This is a genomic window from Sporosarcina sp. 179-K 3D1 HS (assembly GCF_047228905.1).
GTDB lineage: Bacteria > Bacillota > Bacilli > Bacillales_A > Planococcaceae > Sporosarcina.
Map to the genome: position 1 here is coordinate 382,764 of NZ_JBFEGI010000003.1, position 25,278 is coordinate 408,041.

Genomic DNA, 25,278 nt, shown 5'->3' on the forward strand with positions numbered 1-25,278 from the left:
ATCATCAGCCCCTTTTTAATCTAAATCCTTATTTGTACTCTGCATTAACAGAACCTTCCACAGTCCAAGACCCAGGCAATGGTATAGGTGGGGTAGGTGGATTAGGGTTTGGGTCAGGGTCCGCGGTATTTGGCAATCCGGAATTTTGGTAGCAACTGCTTTTTAAGGCATCAGTGTTCTTAAGCCCACTTGTGTACTCTATTGGAGGTTTTCCAATATATGTTTTTCCGACTACATGAAAATTTATTTTTTCTTTATATGTTGGCATTTTAGAGAAATAAGCGTCCCCAATAATAATTATGTTGGATTCAGGGTTTCCCTGAAAGTTAAAAGACCCATCAACAGTCATATTACCGCCTATTACCATGCAGGCGTGGTTTTGAACATGCACATTCCCTCCTACATAAAAATCTCCTCCAACGTATAAGTTATCACTTTTCCCTCCTTTAATTTCAAAAGCATCTTTATCAGGTTCTACATTTATTATGAGTGTCCCATTATATTTACGGTTATCTTTATGAGTAGTAACCTTTTCATTAATTACTATAAATTTATCCTTCGTATTGCTTGGCGGGAGTTTCGATTTAGGCTTCGTATCCGAGGGAATCTTAGGCTGTTCGAACGGTAAGGAATTATCATTAGAATGATCTTCCTCTCCCGGATTTTCTAAGGCTGGTAATGCGGCAGGCTCCGGAACGACTACTATTTTCGCTTCGATTTCCTTATTTGTATCTCCCGCCTTTCCAATACTAGCAAACTCATATATCAATCCGTTATTTGGCCCCGTACTGCATTCGCCGGTCTTGGCTTTTGTATGATATTCAAATGAATTATCCTCTTTTTCTGGTTTGGAGATTCCTTTTATTTTACTGCAAACCTTTTGTCTAATATCTTCTTCGGTATATAGGTTACCACTTTCATCATACAGTTCGGGAATATATCCATTCACAGCTTTATCAATCTCCGCCTTATAATGCAATACCCCCATCTCAGCTTGGTGACGGGCTTGCACCTGTTCTTCCTTTTTGGCAAATTGTTTTGTCGCAGAAACATTTAGTGTTATTAAACCTAATCCGAGCACTGAAAAGATTACTATTACCATAAGCACCAGCAGTAGTGCGTTCCCCAACTCATTCAAATTTTTCTGCATGGAAACTCCTCCTCTCTTCAATTTAATTTAGTTTACTGAAAGTAGTTTCTATAACATAAGAATAGTCCCTTTCACTAAGCGTCAAGCTAAAAGTATCATCAACGATAGATAGATTCTCATAAGAAAACCCTTCAGAAATTCTGATTTCATTCATAAATAGTGCATCTCCATCTACCTTAAATTCTATCTCATCAAGATAATCATAGTACGATTGTAAATATTCGTTTCTCACAACCTCGGTTATATAATTCGCTTCCTGTTGCAATCGTTGACTGGTAGTGGAACGTTCCGAGGCTTTCATGCCGTTGATGAGAACTCCAATAATCAATGCAGAAATAACACCAATAAGGGCTAGGGTGGCAAGTAATTCGACAAGTGTGAGGCCCCGTTCGTTTTTCATCCTATCACCCCTACTCAAAATACATCTCGGTCGTGAATTGTTTTCTGTTTTCGTCGCTGGACACTGTTATGGTTGCTTTCATTAGGTTCCCAACTGGTCCATCCTCCACCTTCACCTTTACTTTGTGCGGTAGGTAAGTTGTATTGTTTTCATATTCTATAGGATTAGGATCGGTTGATATTTTAGAAAAGTTATCTAGGGATGAAATATCAGAAATAGTTCGTATATCCGCCACAACTTCTTCCGCAATCTCGATGGCCGTCAATTTCTTCTCATTATATTTCGTATTTTTTGCGGATTGGAGAAAAAAACTGGAGAAGGATAATAGAACAATGGAAAGAATAACGATGGCAGCTAAGATTTCAACAAGAGTCAGCCCTTTTTGGCATTGCAACTTCTTATGATTCAGCATTGTCCGTCTCTCTCCCTTCTACTATCTATTAATACTATTATCATAGATATGATGAGTTTTGTCACGAAAAAACATGAGTGTTAGGAAATTAGTTATAAAATAAAAAAAGACCGGTTCTCCCGATCTTTTCCAATTGATTTACGTTTGGATAATCACGCCTGCCATTGCCTCTTATGAGCGCTTATCCAATTATATGAGCGAATTTCTACATTTATAAGCGCTCACGTGAACATATGAGCATTCCCCACGAGTTATAATCAGCTAAACAAAGTTATGAGCGCCTTTCCTGAAATATGATCGCTCTAGCGGAATTATGAGCGCCCCACCAATGCCCGCTTCTCCACTTACTCCACCCCAACCACCAAACTCCCCACCAACCCCTCCCCATAAACCCCCACCCGATTCCTCCCCGCCTGCTTCCCGCCAATATACAACGCACGGTCCGCGTTTCGCAGCAATCCGTTTCCGTCTTCACCGTCTTCGGGAATCGCAGCGACGCCTAAACTGAGGGTGATATGAACATCTAGGGGTTCTTGGTCTTCCGAAAGGTCAGGGATGATGCGGAAGGTATGGTCCGCGACTTTTTGGCGGATGGCCTCGGCTAGATGGACGGCTTCCCCTTTCTCCATGCCCGGCATGACCAACACGAATTCTTCTCCCCCGTAGCGTGCCAACACGTGATCTTCCTCCGCAAATCCGCATAGCAAGTTAGCGAATTCGACCAAAATATCGTTGCCGCTTTGGTGTCCGTATGTGTCGTTGATCGATTTGAAATGGTCGAGGTCCATCATGATGGCCGAAAGAGATTGGATTTCTCCTTCGTTGATTCGGACGAGTTCTTCATCCAAACGCCCTAATAAATGCCGTAGGTTGTGCAGCTTGGTCAATCCGCACCGTTCGCTTTTTTCCACTGTCCGCTCATATAGTTTCGCTTTCGTTACGGAAGTCGCAAAATAACCGGTCAATAGGTGGATGATTTCTTTATCCAATGATCCGAAAAAATAAGGGCGATCGGAGGCTACCATAAGCACCCCTTCTGTTTTCCCTTTCCAATGGATCGGCGCTGTCAGTACACTTCTCGTTGTCGGTTCGAAAGCTAATGGGTGCAATGCTTCCACCGCTTTTCGATTCGGATAGATGCGGATTTCATCTAAATCGATCAGTCCTCCGAATAGTTCGGCGGGACTTTCTGTAAATCCGCACGTATCGTTTTTTAGCAATCCCGTATCGGAACAATGTAAAAACGTTCTTTTTTTCTGGTCATAAAAATCAAATAAGTACGCTTGGTCATAATGAAGGACATCCCTCAGCTTCCGGATGAATGTCTCGAACACTTCCTCCGTCCTGAGCCGCCCTGCCAATTCGTGTCCAATTTCTGTCGCAGAAGATAATTTCGCTTGTAGGCGATCCGATTTATGATATAGCTGTACAACGAGCAATATGAGGATAGACGGGACCCCGGTCAGGAAAATTGCTATATTTCCGAGGCGCATTGATAAAATACAGAACGAAATAGCTAGCGGTAATAATACCATCGTAATCAAAAAATCCCAGGCTATCGCCCTCTTCATGGTTAGGACAGGCCTTCCAGACAGCTTGGAGAACAGTACCAGAAGTGCGCTATTCGACAATGTATAGACGACCGCATATACGATGCCCGCCATGACAAGCGGCCAAAATTCCGAGAACCCCAACGTGCCGCCCACGAAATGGAAAACGGAAGCGCTTACAAGGGAAATCGCCGCAAACATCGATGAATTAAGGAAAAATCGCGACAAAGGCGGTAAAGTCGATTTTGTCCGCCATTGGACGAACACTAACACGACTTGCATCATTATCATTTCTATGAACGCGCCGTGCATGAAAAATACCGCGAATATCACCCATCGGTCCAATGTGATGTTAATTTCATTCACATAGACGGGAAATAAGGCCAAAGAAATGAGGATTGTAAAGATTAGCAGGAAGGTGACCGGATCAATACTACGGGAAGGGAAATTATGCCATGCAACAAAAGAAAACGATGGGACGGTTACCAACCATACGAAAAATATAAACCACTGTTTGTTCTTCGTCATTTCCATTCCCCCTGGCCTTCATTTCCGATAGGTTGCTACACGATTTCGTCCCGCCTGTTTTGCACCGATATATAATGCCCGGTCTGCACAGCGCAATAAGGTGATGGCTTCGTCCGTATCCTGAGGTGCAGATGAGATGCCGATACTCAATGTGATTTGCGCCTCCACTGCCGTCGTTTCCTCACTTAAATCCGACTGAATCCGAAAAACGCTAGAGGCAATATCCGACCGTAAGTTTTCCGCGAATCCATAGGTCTCTTCATTCGACCAGCCCGGCATGATGAAGACGAATTCCTCTCCACCGTATCGACCCACGGTGCAACCTTCGGGGGCCGCAGTCGCCAGCAAGGTCGCCAGCCCACAAAGAATATCATTGCCGCCCTGATGCCCGTACGTGTCATTCACCTTCTTGAAATGGTCGATATCGAGCATGATGACGGAGAGATCTGTAAGGCTCCCCTCATTCACTTTCTTCATTTCCCGCTCAAGTTCCTCTTCCAGAAATCGATAATTGTATAATTTCGTCAAGGCACACCGCTCGCTAATAAGTTTTGCATCGTTCATATAGCGTGCTTTTTCGATCGATACGGTGAAATAGGAACAGAGTAAATCAAGTATTTTCAGTTGGTTGTCGTTAAAGGCCCGCTTCTTCTTGGCTGCCAATAGCAACACAGCTTCCGTTTCTTGGTTGCGGTTGATCGGCACTCCGACCATGCTTTGCATGTCTTGTGCTGCCCGATTAATCGTAAAATAATTCCATTCATCCCGGTTTTGATAAATAACGGGCTTATTTTTCTGCCACACCTTTCCAGCTATGCCCTGTCCCCTCGCCAATGGGGCAAAGTTCACATCGACATACTGATTGCGATCGAAGTACCGTGCAATTTTCAGCCAATTCTTGTGATTGTCGAACAGCATGGCATACTCTGTTTTAAAGAGGTTAGCAGCTTTTTTGACGAAATGGTCCATGATTTCATTTTCATCCAATAGATTCGATAGCTCACGTCCAATAGCTCCCGATTTTCTCAAGTAGAAATTGCTTTTTTCGTTGTCCGTGTATAGCCGAACAACAATCATGATAAGAAAAAAGGGAATACCGAGAAGCAGAAACGCACCCATACCAATAGTTTGAATTAAAAAATATAAAGAAAGGGCAAGCGGAATGATGACAAAAAACCTGGAAAGAATCAGTGCATTTTCCAACATTGTAAAAGACAATGGATCGCGCTTCAGAAGACCGCATGCACTCAAAATACCGTCATGTACGGCGGCGTGTGTCAATTGGTAAACAAAAACGGCAAATGCGGTCGGCCAAAATGCCTCGGAACCGATTTGGCCTCCAGCAATATGGTAAGCGCCAGCAGCAGTGATAGATAAGATAAATACGACTGACGAATTAAAGAAAAAGTGATACCATAACGAACGTTCGCTTTTATCCGTAATGAGGAACGCGGTTACTGCCAATTGCATAATCATCATTTCTACGAAAATGCCGTACAACAAAAAGGCAGGAATCGTCAGCCATAGTACTAGAAAAACAGGTCTTCCCCTGTGATTTTTCGTGGAGTAAATGCTAAGGAACCCAAGTGCGGTAAATAGGAAGACGGCTAACCAATTCGGGTCGACGGGTGGTTGATTCTTAAATAGATAAATAGAACCTGCAGGAACTAGCAGTAGCCATATGAAAAAACTGCGTACAACGGACATTTCCCTATTTTCCATCGACAACCCACCCCTCTTTTGATTTTTCCGAATATAGGCAATAATGAATGTAAGATGATACTATCATAACCTCTATCTATCGACTATAGATTTTGACTTATTTTCCTCTTATTTGATTATAAAGACCCATTAAAAGGTAAAGTGAACCTGTGACTATTTTCTTTCTTCCGTTTTCGTGTTGTAGTAGTATATGCTTACCAACTTCATTTATCACTCGTTTATTCGGATGTTTACATTGTTCCATCATCGTCTCGGGGGTTTCTGCTTGCGGATGCGGAAAGGTCAGGAAAGAAAATGATGCCGCGACAGGCATTAGTTCATCGAGCGTCCTTCGTACATCTTTTCCTTTCAACATGCCGATAATAAAATCCACTTTCTCTCCAGGAAACGTCTCCCGGATCGTCTCGGCGAGCGCTTTGGCGGCAGCTGGATTGTGTGTGCCATCAACAAAGATATTCGGCGCCACTTCCTCGAACCGGTTTTTCAGCCCGGTCTCTGCTATGGCACGGCTCACTTTGTCTTCTACAAGTGGGACGCCGGCAGTCAATAACGACTGGATGCCGACCGCTGCGTTAATTGCTTGGTGAGGTCCTTTCATCTTCCGGCCCGATAATTGAAAAATATCAGTACCATGGAAGCGCTCCACCTCTTCGACTTCCATGGAGAAATCCGTTCCGTAGACTAAAAGCCGGCTTGCCGACTTTCGGGCTATATCTGCAACTACCTTCATCGCTTCAATCGGCAAAGGGCCCGTGACAACTGGTTTATCCGGTTTGATGATACCCGCTTTTTGGACTGCGATTTCTTCAATCGTATCCCCTAAGATGGCTGTATGGTCCAACGCAATGGATGTAATGACCGAAACGAGTGGCTCAACGACATTGGTACTGTCCAAAGTTCCTCCCATGCCTGTTTCCAATAGGACAAAGTCGGGGTTTACGCGACCGAAAGTAACGAACGCGGCTGCGGTGAGCAGTTCGAAATCGGTCAGCATTCCGCTCAGCCCGGCTTCGTTCATGGATTGGAACGATTGATTCAGCTCCTCTTCAGACACCGGCTCTCCATTTAGCCGGATTTGATCATGGATATCGACAATCGCTGGTGATGAAAATACACCGGTCGTAAAGCCATGCTCCCGCAAAATCGCTTCCATGAACGCAATTGTCGAGCCTTTGCCGTTCGTTCCCGCAACATGGATCACTTGCAATTTCTTATGCGGGTCATCGACTTTTCGCAAGGCGGCCCGAATACTTTCCAACCCGGGTTTCACCATGTTTTCGCTTGCTATGTTCCAACGCTTTTTATACTCATCTAATTTAGGAATCATTCGAAACCCTCCATATGGTAAAATCAATAGTGTAGACACTTTACAAGTATAGCATGGTCGGGGGACTGCCAAATGAGTACATGCTGGGTAATCTATAACGGGAGCCTGACGAACGATAAATTCAGCGATCAGGCAGAGTTGCTGCGTGAAGCGGCGGAACGGGCTGGCATATTCGCTGTCGCGAAAAAAAATTATGAAGTGATGATGGACTTGCAGAATGGCCTCACGGATCTTCCTGATTTTATAGTTTTTCTTGATAAGGATATTTTACTTGCCTCGTTTCTGAAAAATATGGGGATTCCTGTCTTCAATGATCCGGATGTCATCGAAACTTGCGACAATAAGGCGAAACAATATTTACAGCTGGCGAAGTATGGCTTGCCGATGCCGAAAACAATTATTGCGCCAAAAGTCTATCCCACCTTCTCTATCCGGGAATCGGGCTATTATGAAAAGGTGCTAAACGAAATTGGTTTGCCGATGGTCATTAAAGAAGGCCATGGATCTTTTGGAATGAAAGTCTATTTGGTTGAAACGGAAGAACAGTTTTTTGAATGGACGGATGCTTTGCGGGGCGTCGACTATGTGTTCCAAGAATTCGTCGCTTCGAGCAGGGGGCGGGATATCCGGGTGAATATCGTAGGGGATGAAATTGTCGCGTCCATGGCACGCAAATCTGAAACTGATTTCCGCGCTAATATTACGAATGGAGGCAGTGCCACAAAAGTGGACCTAACGCCGGCGCAACAAGAGATCGCAATGCAGGCGGCGAAAGCGGTGGGTGCCGAATTTGCAGGCGTCGACCTTCTGTATGGGGAAAATGAAGAGCCCCTCGTCTGTGAAGTGAACGCCGCCGCCCATATTCGCAATATTTACAATGTAACGGGCATCAATGTTGCAGATGCCATGATTGCCTATATATTGAGGAAACTGCAATGAGAGGTTTAATAGCCTACTCTTCAATGGATGCAGAACGAAACCGGGCATTTATCGAGGATTTAATGAATGAAGCAGAAAGTGCCGGAATCTGTCTGGATTTGTGGACGCGTGACGACTTGCCGGAAGAACCGATTGACTTTATCCTGTCCCGAAGGCGGAACTCTGACCAATCTGCCCGATGGGAAGCGGAAGGGATCCGGGTTTTCAATCGGTCTGAAGTGAATCGGATTGCAAACGATAAATTCAAGACATTCGAATTGGCGACCTTGCTCGGGATACCCGCCGTACCGACGAGGAAAATCCGTTTCAGCGACGATGTCACATCCTATCCATCTGTCTTGAAAACAGTCGATGGGCATGGCGGGAACGAGGTCTTCCTCTGCCACTCTCCAAATGATGCCGAAGCCTTTTTCCGTCAGTTCGGGGAGTGCCTTATTATCGTGCAACCTTATGTCGAATCCAATGCACAAGATGTCCGGGTGTTCATGCTTGGCAATGAAGTGCTCGGTGCTGTCTTGCGAAAAGGAAATGATTCATTCAAATCCAACTTTACGCTCGGCGGATCCGTTACCAAATACGAATTGAACGATTTACAAGTAAATGAGGTACAAACCATTACACAAGCCTTGAAAAGTGATTATATCGGCATCGACTTTCTTTTATTGCCGGACGGCCGTTGGTTGTTGAATGAAATCGAAGATCCCGTCGGGGCACGGTCCTTGTACGAAACACATGATTTTTCCGTCGCCGAAAGGTTGATGGATTATCTAAAGCGGGAACTTACCAATTAAGGAGGAAATTGAATGTTAGAGAAACTTGGAATCGAGACGGTGCGGATTGACTTGCCATTCCGCCTGAATCACGTCAATTGTTTTATGGCGGAAGGAGAGACCGGCTGGACGGTCATCGATGCCGGCTTGAACAATACATACACCCAAAATGTATGGAAAGAGCGGATCGGTAATAAGAAAGTATCCGACCTATTCATCACCCATTATCATCCCGACCATTTCGGCCATGCGGGCCAGTTGCAGCAATGGACCGGAGCGCGCGTTTCCATGAGTGAAATAGACGCCCGCTCCGCCCTCACTGTCTGGGAAGAATCTTATGTCGAGAATCTGTACGGGCATTATAAAACGTCAGGCATTCCCGAGCATATGGCACGGGAAATGGTCGGAAACACCGGTGAGTTTACATCGCTCGTCACACCGTACCCGACCATTGGCCATTATTTCAAGGAAGGTGAAAAGCTGCCCATTGGACGGTATGAATATGAAATCATTCATGCACCTGGACATTCGGACGGCATGGTTTGCTTTTACAATGCGGAAGAAAGTGTCCTAATCTCCGCCGATCACATTTTACCGAAAATCACACCGAATATTTCCTATTGGTTTCATGGGGATGATAACCCGTTGCAATCCTATTTGGCTTCTTTGGAAAGCATCAAGCGACTGGATATCGATTTCGTCATCCCTTCCCACGGCAAACCATTTCACGGAGCCAATGGACGGATCGATGAGATCATCCGGCACCACGAAGACCGCTTGGAAGATACATTGCGTTCAATTACCGACGCTACGACGGTCTACGAGGCTTGCGGTCGCTTGTTCAAGATGCAATTGACGGTCCATGAAACACGCTTCGCCATCGGGGAAACAATTGCCCATCTGGAGTATTTGCGTCGTGCCGGAGAGTGCGATCGCAAGTTCGAAGAAGGACAATGGATTTATTATCAGAAATGAAAAAAGCCATTTCACCAGGCTGAGTGCCCAGTGGAATGGCTCTTTATTTTAAGATAATGTCGGTGCTGCCGCCAACATTTGATCGCGTTTGGCATAAAACTCTTTCAGGAAGTTCTGTTCATATGCAAAGCCGGCACGCATTAGGATCGGCTCGCAGTAGGAGGCTGCCGCGAAATGGAGACCGACTGGTAATTCATTTGCCCCGAAACCGAGCGGAATCGATAAAGCTGGTTGTCCCGTCATATTGAATACGGATGGATAACGGATCATCGCGCTAAATATATCTTCCGCCTGCTCATGGATCGTCACTTCTTCCACTTCGATTTTCTGCGAGGATGTCGGTGTTACTGGGGATACGATGACGTCCACTTTCGTGAACAACTCTTCGAATTGCTCCTGCACTTCTTCTTTGCGTTTTAACGCCTGCATGTACTGCAAAGCGGAAATATCTCGGCTCGATTTCAAGACGGCCCCGACATCCGCTCCAAAACGAGACTCTGGCTTATCAATATAAGCATCATGGACATAGCCCGCCTCTGACACGGCAAGTACCGTCAATAGGCCGAGATCGTCGTTCGTGAATGGAATATCTACTTCCACCAACACCGCGCCCAAAGATTTGAGCTGTTCCAACGATTTTTCATAGAGTGCAGCAGTTTCTTCATCCATCTGCTCATTCAAGTAATTATTCGGTACGCCGACTCGTAAGCCGCGGATATCTTCATTGAGGAAACCCGCATAGTCTTCCCCTGTCAGTGCTTCCATCATAACGGCAAGGTCGTCCATATTTTTCACGAGTGGCCCGACATGATCCAGCGTCCAAGAAATATTTTTCACTCCTGAGGAAGCGATCAGGTCATGCGTCGCCTTTAATCCGACTACGCCGCATGCTGCCGCTGGGATACGAATGGAGCCGCCCGTATCCGTGCCAATGGACGCAACTCCCAAAGAGGCGGCAACCGCGGCACCGGAGCCTCCACTTGAACCGCCCGGTGTGTATTCTGGATTCCATGGGTTTTTAGCCGGTCCGTAGAAAGGGTTGTTGGACGTAATGCCAAATGCAAACTCATGCATATTTGTCTTTCCGAGATTGACCGCCCCTTCGCTTTGAAGGATTTCCACAGCGCCCGCGTTTACATCCGGAACGAACGATTCATCGATGTGCGAACCGCTCGTCGTGCGCAAACCGTCAGTATATAAATTATCTTTATACGAAATTGGAATCCCTTCCAGGAATCCGATTTGTTCGCCTAGTGCATATTTTTTCTCCGACAGTTCCGCCTGCCGCAGCGCTTGTTCTTCATTAATAGTAATAAAAGCGTTCAGGTCCTTGAATTGATGAATACGATCCAGCATCTGCTTCGTCACTTCTACTGGCGAGATCTCTTTGTTCTCATACCTTTTTTTCAATTCACGAATAGTCCCATAATTAATCAATTCAACATCCCCTCTTTCTTTCATAATGTTCAGCAAACTGTAAGCCCTCTCATTCTACCATAGACTGTGAGAAATAGCTTGTTTTCTAAATAAACGAAAAACATCCCATCCCTATAAAGGGACAGGATGTTTTCATTAGATTTCTTTCAATTCCTGCATACGGCGCTCAACGGCAGCGTATTTTTCTAGATAGTCCTTTTCTTTCGCGCGTTCTTCCGCGACGACTTTTTCAGGCGCTTTGGACATGAAACGTTCATTGGACAATTTGCCTTGGACCCGTTTCACTTCACTGTCCCATTTCGCCAGTTCTTTCGTCAGACGGGCGAGCTCTTCCTCAATATCGAGCAAGCCTTCCAGCGGCAGGAACAATTCGGCTCCAGTGACAACGGCAGACATCGATTTCCCTGGAGCGGTAATGTCTTTTCCGATTGTTAGTGTTTCCGGGTTACAGAACCGTTCGATAAATTTCTCGTTCGTTTCCAACACGGCAACGGTCGCGTCGTCTTTGGCGGAAATATAAAGCGGCACTTTCTTGCTTAACGGTGTATTCACTTCCGAACGGATATTCCGGACGGAGCGAATGATGTCCATGAGCAGCTTCATATCGGCTGCGCGTGTTTTGTCGGACAATGCGGGATCCACAACCGGCCAAGCGGCCACTGTAATGGATTCGCCTTCATGCGGCAAGTTCTGCCAAATTTCTTCGGTAATGAAAGGCATGAACGGATGTAGAAGACGCATCGTTTGGTCGAGTACATGTGCCAGAACGGAACGGGTCATTTTCTTCGCCGCTTCGTCTTCCCCGTACAATGGGAGTTTGGCCATTTCGATATACCAGTCACAGAAATCATCCCAAATGAAATTATATAAAGCACGGCCCACTTCACCAAACTCGTATTTATCGGCCAATTTGGTTACCTGCTCGATCGTTTCATTGAGACGTGTCAAAATCCAAGCATCCGCCACGGATTTTTTACCAGACAAGTCGATTTCCTCATATGTCATGCCATCCATATTCATGAGGGCGAAACGGGAAGCGTTCCAAATCTTGTTCGCGAAATTCCAGACAGCTTCCACTTTTTCATTGGAATATCGAAGGTCCTGACCTGGTGAAGACCCAGTTGATAGGAAATAACGGAGCGCATCCGCACCATACTGGTCAATGACATCCATCGGATCTACCCCGTTGCCAAGCGATTTGGACATTTTCCGGCCATCTTCTGCACGGACGAGGCCGTGAATCAAGACGTCGTCAAACGGACGCTTTCCGGTAAATTCAAGGCCTTGGAAAATCATCCGGGACACCCAGAAGAAAATGATATCATACCCTGTAACAAGGGCATCGGTTGGATAGTACCGCTTGAATTCTTCATTGTCAACATCCGGCCAGCCCATCGTGGAGAACGGCCAAAGTGCAGAGGAGAACCAAGTGTCGAGGACATCATTATCCTGCGTCCAGTTTTCGCTATCCGTAGGTGCTTCGTGGCCGACATACACTTCGCCTGTTTCATTATGGTACCACGCCGGGATGCGGTGGCCCCACCAAAGCTGACGGGAAATACACCAATCATGGATGTTCTCCATCCAGTTCAAATAGGTCTTTTCAAAACGTTCCGGAACGAAGTGGACTTTCTCTTCGCCTTGCTGCAATTTGACCGCTTCATCGGCAAGCGGCTGCATTTTGACGAACCATTGCGTCGATAGATAAGGCTCAACTACAGCACCGCTTCGCTCCGAATGGCCGACCGAGTGCAAGTGATCTTCGATTTCAAATAAAACACCCATATCCTGCAAATCTTTCACAATTTGCTTCCGGCATTCAAAACGATCCATACTTTCGTACTTGCCAGCCAATTTATTCATCGTGCCATCCTCGTTCATGACAAGCACTCGAGGAAGATTGTGGCGATTGCCGATCTCGAAGTCGTTCGGATCATGGGCAGGCGTGATTTTCACGGCGCCGCTTCCGAATTCCATATCAACATAATCATCCGCTACAATCGGAATGTCCCGGCCGACGATCGGCAATTTTACCATCTTACCGATAAGGTGCTTATAGCGCTCATCTTCCGGATGGACCGCAACCGCGGTATCTCCAAGCATCGTTTCCGGACGGGTTGTCGCAATTTCGATGCTGCCCGTGCCGTCAGCCAGAGGATAGCGCATATGATAGAAGGCACCCTGCACATCTTTATGGATGACCTCGATATCGGACAGTGCCGTTTTCGTGGCGGGATCCCAGTTGATAATGTATTCGCCGCGGTAAATATACCCTTTTTCATACAACTTGACGAACACTTCGCGGACCGCACGGGAAAGACCTTCGTCCAACGTGAAACGCTCCCGGGAATAGTCGAGGCCGAGGCCAAGTTTAGCCCATTGCTCACGGATATGGCTTGCATATTCCTCTTTCCATCTCCATGTCTCTTCCAAGAATTTTTCACGGCCGAGATCGTAGCGCGTTTTCCCTTCTGCACGTAATTTCTCTTCCACTCTCGCTTGCGTCGCAATGCCCGCGTGGTCCATTCCAGGCAACCAGAGCGCATCGTATCCTTGCATTCGCTTCATCCGGATCAGGATGTCTTGCAATGTTGTGTCCCACGCATGTCCGAGGTGAAGTTTCCCGGTGACATTCGGAGGAGGAATGACAATCGTATACGGTTCCTTTCCACTATCCGGCTGCGCCTCAAAAAATTTACCTTGGAGCCACCATTCATAGCGACCTGCTTCAATCGCTTGGGGATCATATTTCGTTGGCATCGTTAATTCATCATTTGCCATTTGTTATTCCTCCTTTGATTTTTTGGAAATAAAAAAACTCCATTCGTCTTCAAAAGGACGAAGGAGTTATTTCGCGGTACCACCTTTAATTCGTGTACTAAAAAAGTACACCTCAATCTCGGATAACGGCTTCAAACCGGCTTCCGCTACTGGAATAATCCTATCACGGAAACTGCTCGCGGGTGACATTCGGCAATTGATTTACAGGCCCTCTCACCATTGGTGCCCTCTCTTTGCTAAACCATGTTGCGTACTCTCCCGTTCATCGCAATGATATGCAGTTACAATCATTGTACGGAAACGGGCGCGGAACGTCAAGTATGGAATCAATTTCGCTGAATAAAGATGAAAGGATGGTGTGATGCGAAAAGGATATAACCCGTACTTATTGCCCTCTTGGCTTCGGAAGACAAGGTTTTATTGCAAAGGGATCATTATTCCACTCTGTGCATTCCAACTGATCCGGCTATTGATTGTTCCGACGACTGGAGACTTTCTTCTGTTGGTCGGTCTATGCGGCTTAGCTTTCCTTTTTTACAAAAATATCATTTAATCGGAAGAGGGTCGTAGAGTATTCATCCTTCAATCCGGCAATGAATGACAGGGCTTCATTGGACTCCTGATAAGAAGCACTGTCATTCATTGATTCCGTTAAAGAGGTTGCAGCCTCCTTGTGAGAACCAGGCTTTTCAAGAGATTCTTCCGACATGGCAATCGGAGATGTGACAGGCTCCTCCTCCGTCATCTGGACAGCTTCCGCTGTTGCATGATGCAAGGAAGAAGATTCGATTGCCTCAGCGAGAGCTTGATTGTATTCACATTCGACCTCCCAAACGATACCGATCGAGCCTTGTCCGTCCCATTCGCTTCGCTCATGAGAAGCTGTCACATGAATCGGGCTCTTGGCTTCAGGCGGGAGATCAATATGAAGTGGGACCGCATACTCAAAATAGCCTTTATTCCCATCCAGCTCGACATCCTCTACAAGAACCGCTGCATCCAGCCCTTCCGCTTCTTGGATTGGCTCCTCCTCTGTAAATCTGATTTTCGCGGCGATATGGTAAATCCCCGACAGACGGACCCCCTGTTCCGATCTCTCTTCCATAAATCCTGGGGTGACCTTTAACGAAATTGCCTCCGCAGGCATTCCCGCTTCCGCTGGAAACATAAAGTTCTCCTGCATCGTCCATTTTTTTTTATCCAATCTCGTCCCTCCTCATTTTCATTCACTGATTATTGTATGCGGCATGGAATGACAATAGAAGAGTAGTTGTGGATCCGGGAGCTGGAGTGGATAGAATGAGCGTTCGTGCGGAGTTATCGGCGCCTGCGCGAAGTTATGGGCGCCCCAGCGAAATTATCAGCGGACGCACGAAGTTATAAGCGCTCACGCGTAGTTATGAGCGCCTACGCGAAATTATCAGCGCACGACCGAAGTTATGGCGCTCTCGCGAAGTTATGAACTCACAATAAAAACAGCTACCCTCTTATAAAAAAGGATAGCTGTTGTTTATTATCTCGCCAACTGAGCAAAGACTTTATGGAATGCTTCCACGGTTTTAGCCATATGCTCTTCCGTGTGAGCTGTTGAAAGGAACATGCCTTCAAACTGGGATGGTGGCAGGAAGATGCCTTCTTCAGCCATCAAGCGATAATATTCCGCGAACAACTCCAAGTCCGATGTTTTGGCTTTGTCATAATCGGACACTTTCTCATCCGTGAAGAAGAAGCCGATCATGGAACCTGCACGGTTTACCGTGTGCGGAATGTTGTATTTCGTCGCCGCTTCACGGAAACCGGATTCCAATTGGTCGCCGAGTTTCATGAAATAGTCATAAGAAGCCGGTGTCAACTTCTTCAATGTTTCAATTCCCGCAGTCATCGCCAGTGGATTCCCGGATAGCGTTCCTGCCTGATAGACCGATCCTGCCGGCGCGATATGCTCCATGATTTCACGCTTGCCGCCATATGCGCCTACCGGTAGACCACCGCCGATCACTTTCCCGAGGCAAGTCAAGTCCGGTGTGATACCGAAATAGCCTTGTGCACAGTTATAACCTACGCGGAAGCCTGTCATCACCTCATCAAAAATGAGAAGCGTGCCATTTTTCTCCGTCAGTTCACGCAATCCTTCCAAGAAACCAGGCTCTGGAGGAACAACCCCCATATTTCCTGCAACCGGTTCTACAATGACACCTGCCAAGTCATCTCCGAATTGATCGAAAACGGCTTGGACACTTTCCATATCATTATACGCAACTGTAATGGTATTTTTTGCGATGCCTTCCGGAACGCCCGGGCTATCCGGAAGACCCAATGTTGCTACGCCGGATCCCGCTTTAATAAGCAAGGAGTCCCCATGGCCATGATAACAGCCTTCAAATTTCAGGATTTTATTGCGCCCTGTATAGCCCCGTGCCAGCCGCAATGCACTCATCGTCGCTTCCGTACCGGATGATACCATGCGGACCATTTCAATGGAAGGCACACGTTCTATGACGATTTTCGCAAGTTCATTCTCAACCAAGGTCGGTGCTCCAAAGCTTGTCCCCGTTTCCGCGATGCGCTTGATTCCCGCCACGACGTCCGGATCGCTATGTCCCAAGATCAGGGGTCCCCATGACAGGACGTAATCGATGTATTCATTTCCATCGATATCTGTAATCATAGCCCCTTTTCCGCTCTGCATGAAAATCGGATCCATATTCACCGATTTGAACGCACGGACCGGCGAGTTGACTCCGCCCGGCAATAAATTTACGGCTTCCGTAAAAGCCTGCTTCGATTGTTCATAACGATTTCCCAATTAGTTCTCCTCCAACCAGCGTGCCACATCTTTGGCGTGGTACGTCATAATGAGATCCGCCCCTGCACGCTTCATACTTGTCAATGTCTCCAAAACAATTTTCTTCTCTTCCACCCAACCATTGATGGCAGCCGCCTTCACCATTGCGTACTCGCCGCTTACATTGTACGCCACGACAGGCAATAACACGGAGTTTTTTACATCCCGCATAATATCGAGGTAAGACAGAGCCGGTTTGACGATCAGGAAATCGGCGCCTTCTTCCACATCCGACTCAGCTTCACGCAAGGCTTCCATTCGGTTGGCTGGATCCATTTGATACGTCTTCCGATCTCCGAATTGCGGAGTGGAATCGGCCGCATCCCGAAATGGCCCATAATAAGCGGACGCATATTTGACGGCATAGGACATAATCGGTGTGTCAATGAAGCCCGCTTCGTCCAGTCCTTGGCGGATTGCCGCAACGAATCCATCCATCATATTGGATGGCGCGATAATATCCGCTCCCGCCTTTGCTTGGCTCACCGCTGTGCGCGCCAACAGTTCCAAAGACGGATCATTGAGGACTTTCTCCCCTTCCACTACACCACAATGTCCATGGTCGGTATATTCGCATAAACATGTGTCTGCAATGACAATCAGTTCCGGATGGCGTTCTTTCACGAAACGAGTTGCTTGCTGCACAATCCCTTCATCATGATAGGCACCGGAACCAACGGCATCCTTGTCAGAAGGAACGCCAAATAAAATGACAGATGGAATGCCTAACGAAACGACTTCATCTATTTCTGCCCCTAATTGATCCAGCGAAAACTGAAATACGCCAGGCATGGAAACAACCGGATTTTTAATATTCTCCCCATCCACTACGAATAGAGGGTAGATCAAATCCTCTGTTCGCAAAACGGTTTCCTGCACCATCGCCCGTAGCGTTTTAGAGCTGCGCAAGCGACGGTTTCTTCTGAATTGTAAATTTGTCATCACATAACTTCCTTTCGTTTCGCCAATTCATCGACGAGATCCATTAACGTGTATGTATCCGGCCTGACATGGACGGTTGCACCGGCTGCCAGGAGTGCCGCTTCCGTCACATGTCCGATCGCTGCGATTACATAACCTTCCCAACCGATGCGAGGCACGATTTCTCTTGCAAAAACTTCCACAGCGGAAGGACTGGCAAAAAGGACGCTTTTTGGCTTATCTTGTCGCAAAGCTTCCAATAATTCATTGATTGACTCGACTGTCGGCTCAGTTGAGTAAACGGTCCATTCATCCACTTCAAACGGCAATTCCTCTTTGATCGTCGCGCTAGCCATCGAACCGCGTAAAAAAAGTATTCTTCGGGTTTCGAATTCAGATGGACTGAATTGCCGCACGAAAACATCGGCACTAAAGATAGTCGGTATAAAATCAACCGTGAACCCGAGTTTTTCCAATGCTGCAGCCGTCCTGCTGCCGACCGCCCCGATCTTCGCAGGAATGCTCTCCGAAGAAATCGAATGTCTTTCCATCTTTGCACCAAATGCTGCAACCGCACTTTGACTCGTGAAAATGAGCCAGTCATACAAAGAGCAGGCATTCAGCCGCAGTTCATCTGTCGGTTCAATTACTTCCTCCACTTGAATCAAAGGAAAGGAGGCGGAGGTCCCGCCGTATCGCCTCACCTGATCCAGTACGTCCAACGATTTTGGCGTCCCGGTGAAGATGACGAGCTCCCCTTCCAAAGGTCGTCCGTTACGCATCCATCTCCGCCTTCACTTTCTCAATCACTTCGCCGGCGCCTTCCTCACGTAAAATCCGGGCAACTTCTTTTCCGGCTTTGACCGGGTCTTGGTCCCGGACTGTTGTCTTAAATACTTCCACCGCATCCGGAGTGGCAATATAGCCGGTCAATTCAATTTCTTGGCCATCGGATTTCGCGAAACCTGCAATCGGAACTTGGCAAGAACCGTCCATCTCGTGAAGGAAAGTCCGTTCTGCTTCGACCTCAAGCCATGTCTTTTTATCGGTCAGGCGAGCAAGTTCTGCGAGCAGTTCCTCATCATCTGCACGACATTCAATGGCAAGCGCACCTTGACCTACCGCCGGAATGCAGTCTTTGAAGTCCATGTATTCGGTAATCAAATCTTCGCTCCATCCCATACGTTTCATCCCCGCCGCAGCGAGCAAGATGGCATCATACTCCCCATCCTGCATTTTTTTCAGACGGGTATCAATATTGCCACGGATCCATTTGATTTCAAGGTCAGGACGCAACAAGAGAAGCTGGGAGCTTCTGCGCAGGCTGGACGTTCCTACAACAGCGCCGACCGGCAAGTCCATAAATTTCACGTGATCATTGGATAAGAACGCATCACGTGCATCTTCACGAGGTGGAATACAGCCGATAGTCAGCCCTTCCGGCAAAACGGCCGGCATATCTTTCATGCTATGTACCGCAAAATCAATTTCTTTGTCATAAAGGGCTTGCTCGATTTCTTTGACGAAGAGCCCTTTGCCCCCTACTTTCGATAGCATGACATCCAGGATTTGATCCCCTTTGGTCACAATCTCTTTTACTTCGAACTCAAACGGCGCGCCGGCCGCCTTCATTTGATCGATGAACCAATTGGTCTGGGTTAGTGCTAGTTTGCTTCGTCGGGAACCTACAATAATTTTTCTCAATATACTCTTCCTTCCTTACATCCAAAAATGGAATTGCGATAGTTTACTGCCTAAAAAGAAGTTAACGATGACAAAAAGAAAAGCGATGATATTCGCCCAGGCAAAATCATTTGAAGTCAGTCTGCCACTGCGATTGAAATACAATACCATCCCATAGACTGCAATCAAGAAAAACGAGCCGAGTATTTTCATATCAAATATCGTCCAGTCATCCAATGCAATCCATGCCCATCGAACTCCTAAAATGAGACTGACGAGCAAAATGGGAATCCCCGTATAGATGGACACCTTCATTCCTATGATAGCTTGATGCAATGAAGGGAGTCGATTGAATTGCTTGGACCACTTCTTCTTTTTCAAGATTTTGTAGACTAGCAAATAGAGGATCGCGAAAACGAATGACATTGCAAATGCGGCATAGGACAAAATGGCGAACGTTATGTGGATAAATAACAATTCCGATATGAGAGCTTCACCGATCGGGCTTTGATGTTGCTGATCATAGGCGAATGTATGGATGGTCATGAACGTGAATGCCAGGACATTCAAGAAAAAGACCGCATGACCCACCTTATAAAACAAATGCAAAATAATGGATAAGGCAATCAAAAGCCATACGTAAAAATAAATACCTTCGACTAATGATAGAACCGGGAATCTTTTCGTTTCAATAATCGTTAGGACAATATAGGCGGACTGCAACACATAAACGGCCATGACAATCCAAAAAGCACTACGATGTGCCACTTTGTCTTTATTCAAGTAATCAATAAAATAAAAGACCAGGCCTACAGCATACAAAATAACCGTCAATTCCTGCAGCCTTGCCATCGTAATATCTGCCAAGATGACCCCACTGCCTTTCCAATCAATTACGAATCGAACCGCGAAGGGTTCGATTTGCCGTATTTCTGCGCCCTTTGCAGAAATTAAGGCACAGCCCTCGAACTCGAAGGGTTCGATTTGCAGAAATTAAGGCCAAGGGTTCGATTTTGCCTTTATTTCCGCGCAACAGGACCATCCCTATTTCAAACCATAATAAAAAGGTGTTTCTGCACAACTTTAGTTTAGCAGAAACACCCCTATAGACCAACTTTATCAATTACACTTCTGCATAATTGTGTCCGGATTTTGAATCGAGCTTTCCGAGAAGCGGAAGTGCTCTCCGTCAAACTGAAGAAAACATAAGTTCCTCTCAACTTGTAACGTTTCCGGAATCAAGGGATTTTATTTGTAGAAATGGGGCTTCCGCCGATACATGTTAAAACGTTAAACCGGGTTGTGCGATTACGTTTTTCTCTGCCCTGGCTCTCAGCCGCTCTTTCGCTTGCTTTGCAAGCATCTCTTTTTCTTTTTCAACATCTTCGTCAATGCCGAAAATTTGCTGGAACAGCTCCAGTTTTTCGGTTGCCTTGCTGTCCGTCGCCAATTCCTTCACCTGTAAAATGGGTTCTTTCAGCAATTGATTGACAATCGATTTTGTATGTTTACTTAACACTTTCTTTTCCCGTTCCGTCAAATCCGGCATTTTATTAAGAATACTTGTCATCGTTTCCGATTGGATCTGATGAGCTTTTTGACGAAGGGCTGATATGACCGGTACGACACCAAGTGTGGCGACCCATTCTTTGAACATGACGATTTCCTGTTCAATCATGATGCCGATTTCTTCGGCAGCACGTTTCCGTTCTGCGAGATTCGCCTCCACGATACCTTGCAAATCATCAATATCATAGAGGAACACATTCGGCAAATCACCGATTCGTGGATCTAAGTCGCGGGGAACCGCAATGTCGACCAAGAAGATCGGCTTACCTTTCCGCAATTTTTCCACGAATTGCATAAGTTCATAATCAATGACGAAATTGCTTGCCCCTGTGGAGCTGATCAAAATGTCCGCTTCCAGGAGAGTGCACTGCAATTCCTGCATAGATTTCGCAACTCCGTTGAATTGCTTTGCCAATTCTTCTGCCTTTGAAAAAGTCCGGTTTATAACCGTGACTTTGCCCACTCCACTTCCATGGAGGTTTTTAATAGCCAATTCGCCCATCTTACCGGCGCCAAGAATGGCTATATGCTTACGATCCAACGATCCGAAGATTTTTTTACCAAGTTCAACTGCTGCATAGGAGACGGAAACTGCATTTTCCCCAATGGCCGTTTCTGAATGGGCCCGTTTCGCAAATGTGACTGCTTGCTTGAACAATTCATTGAAAATGGTACCTGTCGTTCCGATTTCCTGGGCTTGCAAGAAGCTGGAGCGGACTTGTCCAAGAATCTGTGTCTCGCCCAACACCATCGAATCAATTCCTGCCGCCACTTTCATCAAATGCTCTACCGCTCCGTCATTTTCACGGATGACCAAGTGGGAAGAAAAGGATTCCAACGGCTCTCCGAACCAATCTGCCATAAAACGTTTCACATAATAACGTCCTGTATGGAGTTGGTCGACTACCGCATATATTTCAGTACGATTACACGTTGAAATAATGACATTTTCCAATATGCTCTTTTGCTGTTGTAACGTTTGCATCGCTTGTGGTAGTTCCTGTTCTGCAAACGAAAACTTCTCCCTGATTTCCACTGGTGCTGTCCGGTGATTGACACCGACTACGATTGTATGCATCAGGTGCTCACACCTCTCACATTCTTATTCATGTTTATATTATAACATAATCTTGTCCATGTTCTTCAGGGAAATGTGAACAACCTATGAAGAAGGTAATGGTTTGGAGTTCTTTTTACATTTTTCGGACATATTTTTTGCAATCGAAACTTAATACACAAATTTACATGCGGCTTTCAATTTCTCTCCACGCCTCTTCTACACCGATCCCTTTTTCAGATGAGAAGATAATCAATGGGTCGCCTTTGCGCATGTCAAGCTGTTCCTTAACGATCTTCTTATGCTTTTCCCATTTGCCTCGCGGAATTTTATCCGCCTTTGTTGCTATGATGATAGCTGGAATATTGTAATGGACCAAAAAATCATACATGGCACAATCATCGGCAGAAGGAGGGTGGCGCAGATCGACGATTTGAACAACGGCTTTCAATTCCTCACGCCCTGTCAAATAGCGTTCGATCATTTTGCCCCACGATTCCCGTTCCGATTTGGATACTTTGGCGTAGCCGTAACCTGGAACGTCCACGAAAAAGAGTTGTTCCTCGATTTTATAAAAATTCAAAGTCTGGGTCTTACCTGGCTTCGAAGAAGTGCGCGCCAAGCTTTTACGTCCGATCATTTTATTGATGAATGATGATTTCCCAACATTCGATCGGCCAGCAAGCGCAAATTCAGGATAACCTTCTATCGGATATTGCTCAGGCTTCACAGCACTCATAATCATTTCCACATTATTAACCTTCATCTCGATTTCGCCTCCAATGCAATGGCAAGGACCTCTTCTGCATCCGAAACCAATTTAAAAGTCAATTCATTCCGGACACTTTCCGGTATATCTTCAATATCCCGCTCATTATCTCGCGGTAATATAATGGTCGTCAACCCGGCACGATGTGCACTGAGCGTTTTTTCTTTTACACCGCCAATCGGGAGGACACGGCCTCGGAGTGTAATTTCCCCTGTCATGCCGACTTCCCTCTTCACCGGTCGTTTTGTAAGCGCGGAAACAAGGGCAGTCGCAATTGTCACACCAGCTGAAGGTCCGTCTTTCGGAATAGCTCCTTCCGGTACGTGAATGTGAATATCGCACGTTTCATTGAAATCACTGTCGATACCAAACTCTTCCGATTTGGAACGGACATAGGAGAGCGCGGTTTGGGCGGACTCTTTCATGACATCCCCCAATTTCCCGGTCAAGATCAGTTTCCCTTTACCCGGGGATAGAGATACTTCGATCTGGAGTGTATCTCCGCCGACTTGTGTATAGGCAAGTCCTGTAGCCGCGCCGATCTGGTTGACTAGCTCCGCCTGTCCATATCTGAATTTCTTTTTACCAATCAATGACTCCAAAGTCCGTGTGCTCACGGTAATGCTTTTCTTCTCACCGGTCACAATCTGTTTAGCGGCTTTCCGGCAGATTCCCGCAATTTCTCGTTCGAGGTTCCGGACACCCGCTTCCCGTGTATAATACCGGATAATATCCAGAATCGCTTCATCATTAAACCGGACTTGGGACTTCGTCAGTCCATGCTCTTTCAACTGTTTCGGGATCATATGATTTGTCGCAATGGATTGTTTCTCAATTTCCGTATAACCGGCGATCGAAATGATTTCCATTCGGTCACGAAGAGGCCCCGGAATCGCACTTGGATCGTTGGCCGTGGCAATAAATAGCACGTTTGATAAGTTATAAGGCTCTTCGATATAGTGGTCGCTGAATGTATTATTTTGTTCGGGATCAAGCACTTCCAACATTGCGGATGAAGGATCACCGCGAAAATCATTGGACATTTTATCAATTTCATCCAATAAAAAGACAGGGTTAATCGTCCCCGCTTTTTTCATCCCTTGGATAATTCGACCTGGCATCGCACCTACATATGTCCGTCGGTGACCCCGTATTTCTGATTCATCGCGGACGCCGCCTAATGAAATGCGGACAAATTTCCGGCCTAATGATTCCGCTATAGATCGAGCCAAAGATGTCTTCCCGACACCCGGCGGTCCTTCAAGGCATAAAATGGGACCTCGTAGGGAATTTGTCAATTGTCGCACCGCTAGATATTCCAATACCCGCTCTTTGACAGTTTCTAACCCTTCATGATCTCGATCCAAGATTTCCTCGGACCGTTTAATATCAAGTTGATCTTTGGAAGCAACAGACCAAGGGAGTGTCACAAGCCAATCGATATAATTTCGGATGATGCCACTTTCTGCAGCAGCTGCAGGAATTTTCTCATAACGGTCCAATTCACGGAGCGCCGTCTCCTTGACACCCTCTGGCATATTAGCCGCTTCAATTCGTTCGCTCAGCTCAGCCACTTCTAGGCCTTTTCCGTCCTTATCACCAAGCTCGGTTTGAATGGCTTTCATCTGCTCACGTAAATAGAACTCTTTTTGGGTCCTTTCCATTGCTTCCTTGACCCGTTCATTGATCCGACGTTCCAATATGAGGACTTCCTGCTCATTGTAGAGCCGTTCAATCAGCCATTCCAGTCGATCATTGACATCCCGCAGCTCCAATACTTCTTGCTTTGCTGCCATTTTAAGCGGCAGATGAGAAGCAATCATATCCGCAAATCTGCCAGGTTCTTTAATGGATGCAACGGATTCAAAGGTTTCATTGCTAATTTTCTTAGAGATTTTTGTGAACTTCTTAAAGTGGGATAACAAAGTACGCATCAGTGCTTCTGTCTCAAGGGTCACTTCCTCACTGTCGGGTGCACTTTCCACTTCTACAACCGGATAGAGATCCGCCTCTTCATAATTCGACCATACACCCCGCTCGATTCCTTCAATCAACACGCGGTATGTTCCGTTCGGCAAGTGGGTCATCGATTTGACGAAAGCCAACGTTCCTATTTTGTATAAGTCTTCGGGTCCTGGATTTTCATCGCTTATATCTTTTTGAGTAGCTAAAAAGATATAGTTATCTTGCGCGATGGCGTGTTCAATGGCGAAAACAGAACGCTCTCTGCCTACGTCAATATGTAAAACCATTGTTGGGTAGACAAGCAAACCACGAAGAGGTAATAAAGGAATGTTATTCTTCTTTTGAATTGGCATGCGAACGTCACCTCCATATAATATGTATGTCCAAAAATGAGTGAACCTATTAGTTGGAAAAAGCCGACAACCGATGAAACGCATTGTAACACGCGCGTCTTCGGAGTCGGCTCCATCCATCAAGG

Annotated in this window: 20 protein-coding genes and 1 other annotated feature; of the genes, 3 read left to right on the forward strand and 17 right to left on the reverse strand. The window is 46.3% G+C overall.

The window, feature by feature from the left end; translation table 11 throughout:
• Positions 1 to 28 precede the first annotated feature (28 nt).
• From AB1K83_RS07065 to AB1K83_RS07090, 6 genes are all read right to left on the reverse strand, one after another.
• Positions 29 to 1,150, reverse strand: a complete 1,122-nt coding sequence (locus AB1K83_RS07065) for a hypothetical protein (RefSeq protein ID WP_413057448.1) — start codon at positions 1,148 to 1,150, stop codon at positions 29 to 31.
• Positions 1,151 to 1,172: 22 nt separating this feature from the next.
• Positions 1,173 to 1,550 (reverse strand): type II secretion system protein, encoded by a 378-nt coding sequence (locus tag AB1K83_RS07070; protein ID WP_413057449.1) that lies wholly within the window; start codon positions 1,548 to 1,550, stop codon positions 1,173 to 1,175.
• A 10-nt stretch (positions 1,551 to 1,560) separates the two neighbouring features.
• Positions 1,561 to 1,962: a type IV pilus modification PilV family protein gene (locus AB1K83_RS07075; protein ID WP_413057450.1), complete on the reverse strand. Its 402-nt coding sequence runs from the start codon at positions 1,960 to 1,962 to the stop codon at positions 1,561 to 1,563.
• Positions 1,963 to 2,306: 344 nt separating this feature from the next.
• Positions 2,307 to 4,040, reverse strand: a complete 1,734-nt coding sequence (locus AB1K83_RS07080; RefSeq protein WP_413057451.1) for a GGDEF domain-containing protein — start codon at positions 4,038 to 4,040, stop codon at positions 2,307 to 2,309.
• A gap of 18 nt (positions 4,041 to 4,058) precedes the next feature.
• Entirely contained in the window at positions 4,059 to 5,762 is a 1,704-nt protein-coding gene (locus tag AB1K83_RS07085; RefSeq protein WP_413057452.1) for a sensor domain-containing diguanylate cyclase, read from the reverse strand.
• Between the two features lie 97 nt (positions 5,763 to 5,859).
• Positions 5,860 to 7,089: a bifunctional folylpolyglutamate synthase/dihydrofolate synthase gene (locus tag AB1K83_RS07090; protein WP_413057453.1), complete on the reverse strand. Its 1,230-nt coding sequence runs from the start codon at positions 7,087 to 7,089 to the stop codon at positions 5,860 to 5,862.
• A gap of 72 nt (positions 7,090 to 7,161) precedes the next feature.
• On the opposite strand from AB1K83_RS07090, the gene AB1K83_RS07095 reads away from it, so the two are divergent.
• The 3 genes from AB1K83_RS07095 to AB1K83_RS07105 are packed head-to-tail and all read left to right on the forward strand — an operon-like array spanning position 7,162 to position 9,773.
• Positions 7,162 to 8,028 (forward strand): ATP-grasp domain-containing protein, encoded by an 867-nt coding sequence (locus AB1K83_RS07095; protein WP_413057454.1) that lies wholly within the window; start codon positions 7,162 to 7,164, stop codon positions 8,026 to 8,028.
• Positions 8,025 to 8,819 (forward strand): ATP-grasp domain-containing protein, encoded by a 795-nt coding sequence (locus AB1K83_RS07100; protein ID WP_413057455.1) that lies wholly within the window; start codon positions 8,025 to 8,027, stop codon positions 8,817 to 8,819. Before AB1K83_RS07095 ends, AB1K83_RS07100 begins: the two co-directional genes overlap by 4 nt.
• A gap of 12 nt (positions 8,820 to 8,831) precedes the next feature.
• Positions 8,832 to 9,773: an MBL fold metallo-hydrolase gene (locus AB1K83_RS07105; protein WP_413057456.1), complete on the forward strand. Its 942-nt coding sequence runs from the start codon at positions 8,832 to 8,834 to the stop codon at positions 9,771 to 9,773.
• A gap of 48 nt (positions 9,774 to 9,821) precedes the next feature.
• On the opposite strand, the gene AB1K83_RS07110 is transcribed toward AB1K83_RS07105, so the two are convergent.
• From AB1K83_RS07110 to lon, 11 genes are all read right to left on the reverse strand, one after another.
• A complete protein-coding gene (locus tag AB1K83_RS07110; protein WP_413057457.1) occupies positions 9,822 to 11,246 on the reverse strand; it encodes an amidase in 1,425 nt (474 codons plus the stop codon).
• A 99-nt stretch (positions 11,247 to 11,345) separates the two neighbouring features.
• The gene (locus AB1K83_RS07115) at positions 11,346 to 13,991 is read right to left on the reverse strand and encodes a valine--tRNA ligase (protein ID WP_413057458.1); all 2,646 of its coding nucleotides are present in this window, start codon (positions 13,989 to 13,991) and stop codon (positions 11,346 to 11,348) included.
• 50 nt (positions 13,992 to 14,041) lie between these two features.
• Positions 14,042 to 14,266, reverse strand: a binding site (T-box leader).
• Between the two features lie 245 nt (positions 14,267 to 14,511).
• Entirely contained in the window at positions 14,512 to 15,195 is a 684-nt protein-coding gene (locus AB1K83_RS07120; protein WP_413057459.1) for a hypothetical protein, read from the reverse strand.
• A 309-nt stretch (positions 15,196 to 15,504) separates the two neighbouring features.
• On the reverse strand, positions 15,505 to 16,797 hold the full coding sequence (gene hemL, locus AB1K83_RS07125; protein ID WP_413057460.1) for a glutamate-1-semialdehyde 2,1-aminomutase: 1,293 nt from the start codon (positions 16,795 to 16,797) through the stop codon (positions 15,505 to 15,507).
• Positions 16,798 to 17,778: a porphobilinogen synthase gene (hemB, locus tag AB1K83_RS07130; protein WP_413057461.1), complete on the reverse strand. Its 981-nt coding sequence runs from the start codon at positions 17,776 to 17,778 to the stop codon at positions 16,798 to 16,800.
• On the reverse strand, positions 17,778 to 18,539 hold the full coding sequence (locus AB1K83_RS07135; RefSeq protein ID WP_413057462.1) for a uroporphyrinogen-III synthase: 762 nt from the start codon (positions 18,537 to 18,539) through the stop codon (positions 17,778 to 17,780). Before AB1K83_RS07135 ends, hemB begins: the two co-directional genes overlap by 1 nt.
• Positions 18,532 to 19,461, reverse strand: a complete 930-nt coding sequence (hemC, locus tag AB1K83_RS07140) for a hydroxymethylbilane synthase (RefSeq protein ID WP_413057463.1) — start codon at positions 19,459 to 19,461, stop codon at positions 18,532 to 18,534. The genes AB1K83_RS07135 and hemC overlap by 8 nt, the downstream gene beginning before the upstream one ends.
• A 15-nt stretch (positions 19,462 to 19,476) precedes the next feature.
• Positions 19,477 to 20,307, reverse strand: a complete 831-nt coding sequence (ccsA, locus tag AB1K83_RS07145) for a cytochrome c biogenesis protein CcsA (RefSeq protein ID WP_413057464.1) — start codon at positions 20,305 to 20,307, stop codon at positions 19,477 to 19,479.
• A gap of 415 nt (positions 20,308 to 20,722) precedes the next feature.
• Entirely contained in the window at positions 20,723 to 22,087 is a 1,365-nt protein-coding gene (gene hemA / locus AB1K83_RS07150) for a glutamyl-tRNA reductase (RefSeq protein ID WP_413057465.1), read from the reverse strand.
• A 163-nt stretch (positions 22,088 to 22,250) separates the two neighbouring features.
• The gene (gene yihA, locus AB1K83_RS07155) at positions 22,251 to 22,832 is read right to left on the reverse strand and encodes a ribosome biogenesis GTP-binding protein YihA/YsxC (RefSeq protein WP_413057466.1); all 582 of its coding nucleotides are present in this window, start codon (positions 22,830 to 22,832) and stop codon (positions 22,251 to 22,253) included.
• Complete coding sequence (gene lon, locus AB1K83_RS07160) at positions 22,829 to 25,153, reverse strand: endopeptidase La (protein ID WP_413057467.1); 2,325 nt, start codon at positions 25,151 to 25,153, stop codon at positions 22,829 to 22,831. The genes yihA and lon overlap by 4 nt, the downstream gene beginning before the upstream one ends.
• Between the last annotated feature and the right edge of the window lie 125 nt (positions 25,154 to 25,278).